Here is a 13025-nt window from a genome sequence, read left to right on the forward strand (position 1 = left end):
GTACGTTGTTCAACTATAGAGCGAAGCTTTGCGGATGCCAAAGAGCTACATGGCTACCGCTATGCCCGGTTTCGAGGGCTGAAGTCTGTTCAAATACAAGCTTACCTCACCGCTGCTTGTCAAAACATGAAAAAAATAGCCCTCCATCTAACCAAAAAGGGGTTAGTGGCGGGCTATTTTTTTCATGTTTATGATTTTATATGGTTTTCTTTCATTAAAATCATAAATATTCCAGAGTGTTGGGAACCCTAAAGGGTTTCCCAACACTCTGAAAATAACCTCCTCTAGATGAGGAGGTTATTTCACATTCTCTCTTCTTTTCCCATACTCTTTTTCTTGCTTCGTTCCAAAACCGTCCCCATTTGCGACGATTTGATCTGTTGGAGCAACTATGCTTTCAGCAATTCTCCATTCTCCTCCTTGTTGAATAAACACTTGCATAAAATAATTCATACCATTTAACTGATACGAATTTTCTTTTTTCACTTCATAACGAGCTGCAACATAATACACTTGCACATTCTCAGCCTCAAACTTAGAAATATATTGTGATAATCTCGGGATATACTGTGACGCTTTTTGAAGTGGCAGTTGTTTTACTTTTACAAGAGAAGACTTTGTTACATTACTAATCGTATCTTCATGCCGAATGTTATCACTATGATGAAATAAAATAGCATTCTGCATTGAGCGAATCCATAGTTTTGAATATAAAACAGGTTGCTTATTTGAAATATGTTGTAATTCTTTTTGAACGACTTGAAGGGGCGTAGCGGCATCCGCGAATTGATTAAAGCAGAAAAAACTTCCAATCATAATGAAAAGCGTACAAATACGTTTCATAAATTTTCACTCCGATTCTTTTTAATTAAAGTATTGGAGTATCAAAATGTTTTTATTCAAAAGAAAAAGGATAGGAAAGCTTTCGCTTCCTATCCTCATTTATTATAATACGCGGCCAAATAGCTCTAATACCATTTCGATTTCTTGGTCGCTCCAACCTTTAAATCTCTCTTTATAATATTCTTTACGCACAGCTTCAAGTTTTTCAGTTACTTCTCTTCCGTGTTCTGTAATTTCTAGGTACACGATACGACGGTCTGAATTGGAACGCTTTCTTTCTACAAACCCTTTTCGTACGAGACGATCAGTAACAGCTGTAATATGACTGGAGGTTACGTTTACTTCACTCGCAATTTGCGAAGCCATCTGTGGACTGTTTAAAAATAAAGCGCGTAATACAGAAAATTCATTATATGGCATATGTTCTGCAAAACGTGTATTAATATCATTTTGTAATACACGTATCATCTTTCGAAATGATCCGGATAACTCTAAAATCAGTGTTTCTCTTTTTTCGTTCACTAGCCTCGTCCCTTTTTTATCATATTTACACATATTATAATCTATAAATACCCTCGTTGTATATGCTTTATTTCTCTAACATTCCCATTTATGTAACTTTTTCATACAAATTTCTTTTTTGTTCACACATATACATATAAATAAGGATGGTGATGGAACATGCAAGGTGGAATGAATCCTTATTTACACAACGTACGTACAACAAATACTGGTAAAGAAGCTACCATTACAGTGCAAGGTGAAGGTGTTGTAAAAGCAAAACCAAATGTTGTTATATTAACAATCGGTATTCGCACAGATCATAAAAATGTAAAACAGGCACAAGAGGAGAATGCAGTGCAATCAAAACAATTATTAGATGCACTGAAACAGCTAGGGATTGCCGAAAAAAATATAGAAACCATTTCATATACGATTACGCCACAGTACGAATATGTAAATGATAAAGCGTTGTTACAAGGATATCGTGTGGAACATTTGTATGAAATTACCGTTTTAAATGTACAAAAAGCAGGGGAAGTATATGATATAGCCGTTTCAAATGGAGCAAACTTAGCAAAAGGTTTACGTTTTCGAATATCTCACCCAAATAAATATTATGAGCAAGCTCTCATTCAAGCTCTACAACAAGCGGTAGAAAAAGCTCGTGCTATTGCGGGTACATACAATTTAAATATTAATCCTGTTCCACTCTCATTCGTTGAAGAATCTGCTCAATTACCACGAGAAGTTGCGTCCTTTGCTACTTTACATGCACAAGCAGCTCCTCCCATTCAATCGGGAGAATTAGAAATCATTTCAACAATACGAGCGATTTTTACGTATTTATAAATAATCTTATTTATAAGTAAACGTTATCATTTTCCTTGTTGTAAAAACATGATGTTCTGATATAATAAAGGACGGTGAGCTCTTACGAAAGAGATATCACGGGTGGGAGAGGGATATGAAAAAGAAGGTTTAACATGAAAGGAATACTTGAAAGAACATTTAAATTAGGTTTACACGAAACATCACCAAAACAAGAAGTTTTAGCTGGAGTTACGTCATTTTTCACGATTGTATATATTATGATTGTAAATGCGTCAATTTTATCCGATGCTGGCATTCCTCTTGAAGCTGGAATTTTAGCAACTGTTTTCAGTTCATTTGTCGGATGTCTGCTCATGGCATTTTGGGCAAATGCACCTGCTATTCTTGTCCCTGGTATGGGTGTAAATGCATTCTTCACGTACACTGCTGTGCATACGCTCGGATTATCTTGGCAGGAAGCATTAGCAGCTGTCTTCATCTCTGGTATTATTTTTGCAATTGCTGCGTTTACACCAATCGCTCGCGTGCTTTCAGTATCGATTCCAAAGTCATTAAAGGAAGCTATTACTGTCGGTATCGGATTATTTTTAGCATTTATCGGATTGCAAAAAGGTGGTTTAGTCGTTTCGAATCCAAATACTGCTGTTGCAATGGGTAAATTAAGTAACCCTGTCGTTCTTGCGACCGTGCTTACTCTTATCGTTGCACTTGTATTGTTTATTCGTAACGTACGTGGAAACTTTTTATGGACGATTGCAATAGGAACTGGTATTGCATGGCTATTTGGTCTTGTTGATACAAGTCAAATCGGAAATAGTTCATTCTCATTCGCTAATTACGGCGATGTGTTTGGAGCTATGTCATTTGGCAAACTTTCTTCCTTACCGTTTTGGATTGCAACATTCTCCTTAAGCATGGTGCTTATTTTTGAGAACATGGGACTTCTGCACGGTTTATTAGAAGATGACCGTAAATTCCCACGTGCTTACCAAGCCAATGCAATTTCAGCAATGACATGTGGTCTATTTGGCACAAGCCCTACCGTATCAACAGTAGAGAGTGCTGCAGGTATTACTGCAGGCGGAAAGACAGGTCTGACGTCTATCGTTACAGGGCTGTTATTCTTTGCATCACTATTTGCACTTCCGTTTGTCAAACTAATTCCTGATAGTGCCATTGCACCAATCTTAATTATTATTGGCGGCCTGATGATTACAAGCATTCAACAAATTCCTCTGAACGATTTTTCAGAAGGATTTCCAGCGTTCTTAATTATCGTCATGATCCCGCTCACATATAGTATCGCTGATGGAATTGCGTTCGGATTTATCGCTTATCCTATCTTAAAAATTGCTCTTGGAAAGCGTAAAGAAGTCGCACCGTCTATGTATATCGTTACATGCTTATTCTTAGCCATGTTCGTATTACATGCTATTGGTTAAGTAAAAACACCGAGGAATTTTCCTCGGTGTTTTTTACTTAAACCATCCTTTTTTATAAAACCAAGCCATCATGCCACCGCCAATTAGCGCCATTAGAAGTAGACAAATAAAATAACTATATTGTCCACCAAGCTCTGGCATATGCGTAAAGTTCATTCCATATACTCCCGCAATAAATGTTAATGGCATGAAAATAGTCGAGAATACAGTTAATGTTTTCATAATGTTATTCATATGATGTGAGTTTAATGAAAAATAGCTATCTCGAATATCTGCCGTTAACTCCCGGCTTGCTTCAATCATTTCTGTCAGTTTCAGCAAATGATCATGTATATCTTTAAAGTAAATCTCATGATCACTTATACCGTAAAAACGAGTCGAATTTAAAATACGATACAATAAATCACGCATCGGAATGATTGTGCGCCTTAGCTTCGATAAATCTGCACGTATATCAAATACTTCTTCTAGTACACTTCCTGCTGTCTCACCCGTTAAATTATCATCAATTGCATTTAAATGATCCTCAATGTAATATACAGGCGCAAAATAGTCATCTACAATTTGGTCAATAATAGTATGAGCTACATGCAAAGGACTGTTTTTAATACGCTTCTTTTCTCCAAGTGTTTTCCATACTCTTTCGATTGCATTGTTATGAGAAAAGTGGAAAGAAACAATATAACGATCACTAATAAATAAATCGATCTCATGCGGTTCTAATCCATCCTCACCAAATGCATGAAGAACTAAAAAGTTATATCCATCATAAAAATCAACTTTTGGCCTCTGTACATATTCTATACAGTCTTCAATTGCAAGGGGATGGAACTTAAAATGGTCTTGCAAAATGTATGTATACTCTTCTTTCGTTGGCTTATATAAATCTAGCCAATACCATACAATATGGTCTTTCTTTGTTTCCTCTAACGAAACATCATATAATACTTCATCTGCTTTTGTTATTGCACAAATTCTAATCATAATTTCACCCATTATTATTATAAACAAAAAATAGTAAAAAAAGCCAAGGAGAAATACTCCCTGGCCCTTCTTTATTATTCAGTAACGATGCCGTGCACTAATGTTGGTGCATCTACATGCTCTTTAGAGATCTTCATGTTCTCATAAATTTTTGCTTTTACATCTTCCACATTTTCACGGTTTGCGTAGATGGTAACAAGGGATTCACCTTTTTTCACGCTGTCCCCTACTTTTTTGCGAAGCATTAAGCCAACTGCTAAATCAATTTCAGATTCCTTCGTCGCACGTCCTGCTCCTAAAAGCATTGCTGCTGTTCCGATTTCATCTGCAACGATTTCTGATACATAACCGTCTTCCTTCGCTTCTACTTCAATTTTAAACTGTGCTTGTGGTAATTTAGAAGGATCATCAACAACAGATGCATCGCCGCCTTGCGCTGATAAGAACGTTTTAAATGATTCTAGCGCTTTACCGTTGTTCATTACTTCAATTAATTTCTCACGTGCATCTTCTAAAGATGAAGCTTGTCCAGCAAGGTATACCATTTGACTTCCAAGCGTTAAACATAACTCTTCTAAATCTTTTGGTCCTTTACCTTGTAATGTATCAATTGCTTCTTGTACCTCAAGTGCGTTACCAATCGCCTCACCCAGTGGTTGACTCATATCAGAAATAACAGCCATCGTATTACGGCCAACGTTATTACCAATGCGCACCATTGCTTCCGCTAAACGTTTTGCATCTTCATCTGTTTTCATAAATGCACCTGCTCCAGTTTTTACATCAAGAACAATTGCATCTGCACCAGCAGCAATTTTTTTACTCATAATTGAGCTTGCAATAAGCGGAATTGAGTTTACTGTTGCTGTTACATCACGAAGTGCATACAATTTTTTATCCGCAGGTGTTAAGTTTCCACTTTGACCAATAACTGCGATTTTGTTTTCATTCACAAGACGCATAAATTCAGCATTTTCGATTTCAACATGGAATCCTGGAACTGCTTCTAATTTATCGATTGTACCACCAGTATGTCCTAGACCACGTCCAGACATTTTTGCAACCGGTACACCTAAAGCGGCTACTAATGGACCTAATACAAGTGTTGTTGTATCACCAACGCCACCTGTTGAGTGCTTATCTACTTTTACTCCTTCAATAGCTGATAAGTCGATTGTATCACCGCTATTTACCATTGCCATCGTTAAATCAGCACGTTCTTGATCGTTCATATCTTGGAAGAAAATTGCCATTGCAAGTGAACTTACTTGATAATCAGGAATATCACCATTCGTATATCCTTCAACAATAAAGTTAATTTCTTCTGTCGTTAATGCATGTCCGTCACGTTTTTTTGCAATTAGGTCCACCATTCTCATTGTGAGGTCACCCCTTCATTTGTTTTACGATTGCTTTTACTAATGCTAAGAAATTAGCTTTAACACGTTCTGTCGTTTCGATTACTTCATCGTGGTGAAGCGGTTGATCTAAAATACCAGCTGCCATATTTGAAATACAAGAAATACCAAGTACTTTCATACCAGCATGACGCGCTACAATTACTTCCGGTACTGTTGACATACCAACTGCATCTCCGCCAAGTGTACGAAGCATACGAATTTCAGCAGGTGTTTCGTATACAGGACCTGTCATTCCAACGTATACACCTTCTTGTACTTTAATATTTAAGTCCGCTGCAACTTGTTTCGCCATTTCGCGAAGCTCTACTGTATATGATGTAGACATATCAGGGAAACGTACACCCATTTCAGAATCATTTGGTCCGATTAATGGATTTGTACCCATGAAGTTAATGTGATCTGAAATTAACATAAGATCGCCTGGTTCGAATGATGTATTTACACCACCAGCTGCATTTGTTACAACAACTGTTTCTACACCTAGTTCCTTCATAACACGAACTGGGAATGTTACTTTTTGCATGTCGTATCCTTCATAGAAATGGAAACGTCCTTGCATTGCTACTACTGTTACACCTTGAAGTGTACCAAATACTAGTTGGCCTGCATGACCTTCTACAGTTGATACAGGGAATTCAGGGATTTCACTGTAAGGTACTGTTACTGCGTTCTCGATTTCATCCGCTAATACACCTAGTCCAGATCCAAGGATTAGTCCTACTTGTGGTTTCTCTTGAAATTTCTCTTGTAAGTATGAAGCTGATTTTGTAATAAGTTCACGATTCATTTGTTTATCCCCCTATTTCTTTAGCTCGTTTAAGAAGCTTGTTCCGTATTCTGGCATTTTCACACCGAAGTTCTCTGCTACAGTTGCACCAATATCAGCAAATGTTTGACGAAGTGGTAACTCTTGTCCGCCTTCTTTCATGCTTGGGCTATATGCTAATAACGGTACATATTCACGTGTATGGTCAGTACCGTGGTGAACTGGATCGTTACCGTGGTCTGCTGTAATTAATAATAAATCATCTTCTTTTAGTTTTTCGAATACTTCTGGAAGACGTGCATCATATTCTTGCAATGCTTCTCCGTATCCTTGTGGGTCACGACGGTGACCAAATAGTGCATCAAAGTCAACTAAGTTTAAGAAGCTAAGACCTGTAAAGTCCATATTTAATGTATCTACAAGCTTATCCATTCCATCCATGTTCGACTTCGTACGAAGCGATTCAGTTACCCCTTCACCATCATAGATGTCAGAGATTTTACCGATAGCAATTACATCGTAGTCACTATCTTTTAATTCATTCATTACTGTACGGCCGAATGGTTTTAATGCATAATCATGACGGTTTGGTGTACGTGTGAATTTCCCTGGTTCTCCAACGAATGGACGAGCGATAACACGACCTACCATGTACTTCTCATCTAACGTTAATTCACGTGCAATTTTACAAATTTTATATAATTCATCAAGCGGCACTACTTCTTCGTGTGCTGCGATTTGCAGAACGCTATCAGCAGAAGTGTAAACGATTAAAGAACCTGTTTCCATTTGTTCTTGACCAAGCTCATCAAGAATCTCAGTTCCAGAAGCTGGTTTATTACCGATAATTTTACGACCTGTTTTTTCTTCTAATTCATCAAGTAATTCTTTCGGGAACCCTTCAGGGAACACTTGGAATGGTGTATCAATGTAAAGACCCATGATTTCCCAGTGTCCTGTCATTGTATCTTTACCAGTAGATTTCTCTTGCATTTTTGTATAATATCCAAGTGGTTTTTCTACTTTAGAGATGCCTTTCATTTCACGAATGTTACCAAGACCTAATTTCACCATGTTAGGCATTTGTAACCCATTCATATGTTCAGCAATGTGACCAATTGTGTCAGATCCTAAATCACCAAATTGTTCAGCATCTGGTGCTTCACCGATTCCAACAGAGTCCATTACGACTAGGAATATACGTTTATATTTATTCATAACTGCGACCTCCTATAAGTTCAGTTCTACTTCTTGTAGTATGTTCAAAACGCTATAAAGTGAAACTGTTCTCCATAAGAATTATCTTTCGTTCTCATTATCAAACAGTACTTCTTTAAATGATTTTCTAACCTATGTCGTTTACTTTGAAACGACTCAAAAACATTTCTAGTTTTTTCTAAGTCAGATGTCAGACATCTGATACTGATATCATAACATGTTTACGCTTTCTTTTTAATACATTTTCGTAGAATTTCTCATTTTCTTCACACTTCTATTGTAATCCATTATGCAAAGAAGTGCTAATGATTTTGTGATTTATTTCTTCATATAAAGTGAACTTTTAATCTCTCCTCAAATATCGAGATAAAAATAAAAAGCAGCTCTAAAGAGCTACTTTTTATTTTACTTCTACCGTTTCTTCTTTATGTTCATGCAGTTCACCTTTTTTAACGTGAACTTTCACTTTGTAAGAACCGTTTTCTTTGAAAGTATGTTTCGTTTCATACTCCCCTTTATTTCCTTCTTTCGCTGGAATAAATTCGTGTTTTTCAACACCATCTTTCCAAATCTCAAGTTGGACTTCAGCACCAGTTAATGCTTCTTCTTTTTGTTTTAAATGAACTTTCATTGTTGATTCAGCATTTGCTTTTATGTCACCAGCCATAAGATGGATCATTGTATCACTTTTATGATCGCCATGTCCTGCACCGTGATCACTATTTTCTTTTTTCGCATCTTCTACTTTCGCATTCCCTACAGCCACTTTTACTTCTGGCATAACATGCATTTCACGTGCATTTGTGTGAGCGATAATATGGTATACTCCATCCGTCTCGAACGTTTTCTCGACAGCATAAACACCTTTTCCTTTATGCTTACCATCTAACATCTCGTGCTTTTCGTCGCCAGCTTTCCAAATTTCAAACTTTACATCATCAGCATCCGTTACTTTTTCTTTTCCTTGTGTAACAAGTGCTTGTACTTCTGTTTTTTCACCAAGTTTAATTTCTTTCGGATTTGTTTGAACTGCTACTTTTACAGCTTCCAGTTTCTGTTCTTTTTTCGGTTCTTCCTTGTTTGTATTACAGCCAGCCAATGCTAGCATCGCGATAAATAAAGTCATAATAAGTTTTTTCATCATCATTTCCTCCTTCATACTTTATTTAGTATAGAGGAAATACATTGTAATATTCTAGTCTTCTGCTGAAAACAATGTACGAAATGTTTGTGAAGTTTCTGTGAAATACTTTAGCCTTTTGAATCTATGAAAAAAAGAGCATAGTAACTATGCTCTTGGATGAAACTGTTTATATACATCTTTTAATCTAGTTTTTGAAACATGCGTATAAATTTGTGTCGTTGAAATATCTGCATGTCCAAGCATTTCTTGCACAGCACGCAAGTCTGCTCCATTTTCTAATAAATGCGTAGCAAAAGAATGGCGCAACGTATGAGGTGTAAGCTCTTTTTCAATATTTGCTTCTTTCGCTAATCGTTTTAAAATTTTCCAAAAACCTTGTCTTGATAATCGATTCCCATGATGGTTTAAAAAGAGTGCATCTACTACTTTTTTACCCATCAATTCTCTTCTTCCCTTTTCAATATACTTTTGAATCGCTTCCGTCGCTAAACTTCCTAGTGGAATAATTCTTTCTTTATTCCCTTTCCCTATGCAACGAACGAACCCCATCGTTAAATGTACATCTTCTAAATTTAAGGCAATTAATTCTGAAACACGAAGTCCTGTTGCATACAGTAACTCTAGCATCGCTTTATCACGAACCCCAAAAGCACTCGTCATTTTTGGTGTCTGAAGTAACGCTTCTACTTCATCAACTGATAATACTTTCGGTAATTTCCGTTCTCCTTGAGGCGTCTCAATATGTACGGATGGATCGTGCTCTACCGCTCGTTCACGAAGTAAAAATTGGTGGAACGAACGAATCGATGCAATATGACGTGCTAATGTTTTCGAAGATTTCCCGTTTTCTTTTAAGTGCTGCAGAAAGTTAACAATGTGTAAGCGTGTCACTTCATGAAAACTTTTCGCTTGTTCTACATTTTGCAAATACTTTACATAACTTTTCAAATCACGTTCATAAGATACTACTGTATTTTTCGCTAGCCCTTTTTCGACAACCATATAATGAATAAAATCTTTTAATTGATCTTCCAATCTACACTACTCCCCATTTTCATAGAAAAACATCATTCTATTTACGAAAGCATCCTTTGCCGGCTCTTCATTCCCTGATACTTTTTCTACAGTCTCTTCTTTTGGCTTTTCATAACGATGATAGCTTTCATATTCTTCATTTATCCATAGTATAGCGAAATAAAACAAAATCGTACAACTTGTAAATAATAAAAATACTTTTATCCCATCAAAAGTTAATTTTAAAGCTCGGCGCATTGTAAATTCCTCCAAAATATAAGTTATTACAACATATGCCAAGCTTTCACCAATTTATACCTTATTTAAATAAAAAACCTCTTCCTAGTTAAATAGGAAAAGGTTATTTTTCATCCGTTTCATTTTCTTGACAATTTTTACAAATCCCATGGAATGTTAAACGATGATCCTTCACCTTAAAGCTCCAGTCATGTTCTACTTTCCTTTCCACTTCACCAAGTAAATCTTCTTGTATTTCTTGTACAGCACCACATTGTGTACAAATCAAATGATGGTGGAAACGCTGCGCACCTTCTTGGCGTAAGTCATAGCGTGAAACACCGTCTCCGAAGTTAATCTTATCGACAACTTTTAACTCAGATAATAGTTCTAAAGTTCGATAGACGGTTGCTAATCCGATCTCTGGCGACTTTTCTTTTACAAGGAGGTAAACATCTTCTGCGCTTAAATGATCTTCTTCATTTTCTAGCAGCACACGAACTGTTGCTTCACGTTGCGGTGTTAATTTGTAGCTCGCTGCATGTAATTGCTTCTTAATTCGTTCAATTCTTTCTTCCATTCGGTACTACTCCCTCCTCGCCACTCTTACACCATTATATCAGAAGAAGGGCTTCTGTCAAAAGAAAAACAATAAAAACAAATTGATAATTATTCTCATAAAGTATTTATTGTTTATTAATAGCCTCAACGACTTCTTTCATTAAAACTGGTGATGCATAAGCTTCTACACTAGAAGCAAGAGCTAACACCGCTCCAATGACAAGAAAGAAGCATGTGTAACGAATTAATAACGGTAATAGCGGCTCGGTTATTTTCCGAATAAATTGATGCCTAATCATGCGTAAGGAAAAGCTTGCCGCAATTGTTGTCATAACGAGAAATACTGGAATAATAATGAGGTTTTGTGGCAATACAGAAACGAATGCTAATAATAATCCATTCCATCCATGCTGACTGACTAAAAAACCTACTGTAAATCCGACAACTACTCCTTTTACAAATAATAAAATAAAAATAAGTGGCAAACCAATGATTGAAATCCCCAAAATCCAAATAAATCCAATGTATTTTAATTGCGAAAAGTAACTTTCTCGAAACATTTCGCTTGCAATAGCAAATTCTCCTTTAGAAACTTGTCCAAAAAAACGTTGTAAATAAAATGATAAATCTTGTTTTTGATTTAATTGTAGACTATTTACAAGTATGGCCCCAAATATGACTCCCATCAATAATAAAACAGCGTTAAATATATATAATGAAGAGTTTTCCTGTATGTGAGACATTACACGGTCTTGCCAAGTTTTTCTCCACATTTTTCTTCCCTCCGTTCACACTCTTACTAAAAATGTATGAAAGAAAGAAAAAAGTATGACGAATTAACATTGAAATTCCGCTCTACTTTGCTAAACTAAAAGTAGAGAATAGGAGGGATTTCTCTTGAAACCATTATTATTAGATTTTCCAACATTATTTCAAACTGAACGCTTACAAGTTCGTAAGCCATTTCCAGGTGATGGTGCAGAAGTGTATGAAGCAATCCAAGCTTCTCTAGAAGACTTAGTACCGTGGATGCCAATTAACGCTGAAACAGAAGAAAGTGCTGAAGAAATCGTTCGTAACGCTCACGGACAGTTTTTACTTCGTGAAACACTTGATTTTCACTTATACGATAAAGTATCGGGTACATTCATCGGAGCTATAACGCTCAAACCTGAAAACTGGGATATTCCAAAGTTTTCACTTCACTTCTGGCTGCATAGCGCTTATACAAAACAAGGCTATATGACTGAAGCGATTAAAGGCGCTATTCAATTTGCCTTTGATAAGCTAAGTGCTAGAAGAGTTGAAATTCGTGTTGATGCAACAAATACAAATGCATGTAACCTAGCAGAACGTTTAGAATTCATTCTAGAAGGTACAATGGAAAATGATTTCATAGCACCAGATGGTAGCTTACGTGATGCACGCGTATACGCAAAAATCAATTAAAAAACACTCGCCTTTGGCGAGTGTTTATTTTTGTAGTTGTAAATATTGTACTGCAAACATCGTCTTCGCATCATGAATACGAAGATCTTTCATAAGAGTAATCGCTTCTTCTAACGATACTTCCATCAATTCCACAAACTCATCTTCATCTAACGCAGCTTTATTTTCTTTCTTCGTCAAACCTGTCGCTTTATATACATATAAAATTTCATCTGCAAATCCTGGAGATGTATAGAAAGAAGTAATAAGCTCCATATTTTCACATACATATCCCGTTTCCTCTTCTAATTCACGAACTGCTGTCACTTCAGGTTTTTCACCAAGTTCTAACTTGCCGGCCGGAATTTCTATGATCGCCTTTTCAAGCGCTTTACGATACTGCTCAACAAGCACGATTTTCCCCTCATCAGTAATAGCAATAATAGCAACTGCACCAGGGTGATTTACAATTTCACGTTTACTCATTGCTCCATTTGGTAATACTACATCATCAACACGAACTTTTATAACTCTACCATCAAAAATCGGTTCAGTTTTTACTGTTCTCTCTGCAAGATTACTCATACTACTTCATCTCCCTGTTCTATTTCCTATTCTTTCCTCATACATTT

At 36.5% G+C, this 13025-nt stretch carries 16 protein-coding genes; 4 read left to right on the plus strand and 12 right to left on the minus strand.

Annotated features, from left to right (window positions below):
- Positions 1 to 252: transposase (locus ACUXEY_RS04630; RefSeq protein WP_461300195.1), on the plus strand; the 252-nt coding region annotated here is incomplete at its 5' end.
- A gap of 45 nt (positions 253 to 297) precedes the next feature.
- On the opposite strand, the gene ACUXEY_RS04635 is transcribed toward ACUXEY_RS04630, so the two are convergent.
- Entirely contained in the window at positions 298 to 843 is a 546-nt protein-coding gene (locus tag ACUXEY_RS04635) for a hypothetical protein (protein ID WP_098815579.1), read from the minus strand.
- 102 nt (positions 844 to 945) lie between these two features.
- Complete coding sequence (locus ACUXEY_RS04640; protein WP_461300196.1) at positions 946 to 1365, minus strand: MarR family winged helix-turn-helix transcriptional regulator; 420 nt, start codon at positions 1363 to 1365, stop codon at positions 946 to 948.
- A 159-nt stretch (positions 1366 to 1524) separates the two neighbouring features.
- On the opposite strand from ACUXEY_RS04640, the gene ACUXEY_RS04645 reads away from it, so the two are divergent.
- Together ACUXEY_RS04645 and ACUXEY_RS04650 are read left to right on the plus strand one after the other, a co-directional pair.
- The gene (locus ACUXEY_RS04645; protein WP_166701904.1) at positions 1525 to 2196 is read left to right on the plus strand and encodes an SIMPL domain-containing protein; all 672 of its coding nucleotides are present in this window, start codon (positions 1525 to 1527) and stop codon (positions 2194 to 2196) included.
- A gap of 134 nt (positions 2197 to 2330) precedes the next feature.
- A complete protein-coding gene (locus tag ACUXEY_RS04650) occupies positions 2331 to 3620 on the plus strand; it encodes an NCS2 family permease (protein WP_166701903.1) in 1290 nt (429 codons plus the stop codon).
- Between the two features lie 33 nt (positions 3621 to 3653).
- Here ACUXEY_RS04650 and corA read toward each other — a convergent pair whose 3' ends face one another.
- The 9 genes from corA to spoIIM all read right to left on the minus strand — a co-directional run bounded on the left by corA (position 3654) and on the right by spoIIM (position 11708).
- A complete protein-coding gene (gene corA / locus ACUXEY_RS04655; protein ID WP_353768839.1) occupies positions 3654 to 4616 on the minus strand; it encodes a magnesium/cobalt transporter CorA in 963 nt (320 codons plus the stop codon).
- A gap of 62 nt (positions 4617 to 4678) precedes the next feature.
- Positions 4679 to 5983: a pyrimidine-nucleoside phosphorylase gene (locus tag ACUXEY_RS04660; protein ID WP_166701901.1), complete on the minus strand. Its 1305-nt coding sequence runs from the start codon at positions 5981 to 5983 to the stop codon at positions 4679 to 4681.
- Positions 5984 to 5990: 7 nt separating this feature from the next.
- On the minus strand, positions 5991 to 6812 hold the full coding sequence (locus tag ACUXEY_RS04665) for a purine-nucleoside phosphorylase (protein ID WP_429599830.1): 822 nt from the start codon (positions 6810 to 6812) through the stop codon (positions 5991 to 5993).
- Between the two features lie 12 nt (positions 6813 to 6824).
- Positions 6825 to 8009 (minus strand): phosphopentomutase, encoded by a 1185-nt coding sequence (gene deoB, locus ACUXEY_RS04670; protein WP_166701899.1) that lies wholly within the window; start codon positions 8007 to 8009, stop codon positions 6825 to 6827.
- 400 nt (positions 8010 to 8409) lie between these two features.
- On the minus strand, positions 8410 to 9153 hold the full coding sequence (locus ACUXEY_RS04675; RefSeq protein ID WP_166701898.1) for a FixH family protein: 744 nt from the start codon (positions 9151 to 9153) through the stop codon (positions 8410 to 8412).
- Between the two features lie 144 nt (positions 9154 to 9297).
- Positions 9298 to 10188: a site-specific tyrosine recombinase XerD gene (gene xerD / locus ACUXEY_RS04680; protein WP_000390084.1), complete on the minus strand. Its 891-nt coding sequence runs from the start codon at positions 10186 to 10188 to the stop codon at positions 9298 to 9300.
- A 6-nt stretch (positions 10189 to 10194) separates the two neighbouring features.
- The gene (locus tag ACUXEY_RS04685; protein ID WP_001250432.1) at positions 10195 to 10425 is read right to left on the minus strand and encodes a YqzK family protein; all 231 of its coding nucleotides are present in this window, start codon (positions 10423 to 10425) and stop codon (positions 10195 to 10197) included.
- Between the two features lie 103 nt (positions 10426 to 10528).
- On the minus strand, positions 10529 to 10984 hold the full coding sequence (gene fur, locus ACUXEY_RS04690) for a ferric iron uptake transcriptional regulator (RefSeq protein ID WP_000392655.1): 456 nt from the start codon (positions 10982 to 10984) through the stop codon (positions 10529 to 10531).
- Positions 10985 to 11090: 106 nt separating this feature from the next.
- The gene (spoIIM, locus tag ACUXEY_RS04695; protein ID WP_226544967.1) at positions 11091 to 11708 is read right to left on the minus strand and encodes a stage II sporulation protein M; all 618 of its coding nucleotides are present in this window, start codon (positions 11706 to 11708) and stop codon (positions 11091 to 11093) included.
- A gap of 154 nt (positions 11709 to 11862) precedes the next feature.
- On the opposite strand from spoIIM, the gene ACUXEY_RS04700 reads away from it, so the two are divergent.
- On the plus strand, positions 11863 to 12414 hold the full coding sequence (locus ACUXEY_RS04700; protein ID WP_048530917.1) for a GNAT family N-acetyltransferase: 552 nt from the start codon (positions 11863 to 11865) through the stop codon (positions 12412 to 12414).
- A 24-nt stretch (positions 12415 to 12438) separates the two neighbouring features.
- On the opposite strand, the gene ACUXEY_RS04705 is transcribed toward ACUXEY_RS04700, so the two are convergent.
- On the minus strand, positions 12439 to 12978 hold the full coding sequence (locus tag ACUXEY_RS04705; RefSeq protein ID WP_166701897.1) for an NUDIX hydrolase: 540 nt from the start codon (positions 12976 to 12978) through the stop codon (positions 12439 to 12441).
- Between the last annotated feature and the right edge of the window lie 47 nt (positions 12979 to 13025).

This window comes from Bacillus sp. F9_6S_D1_P_5, from assembly GCF_054823925.1.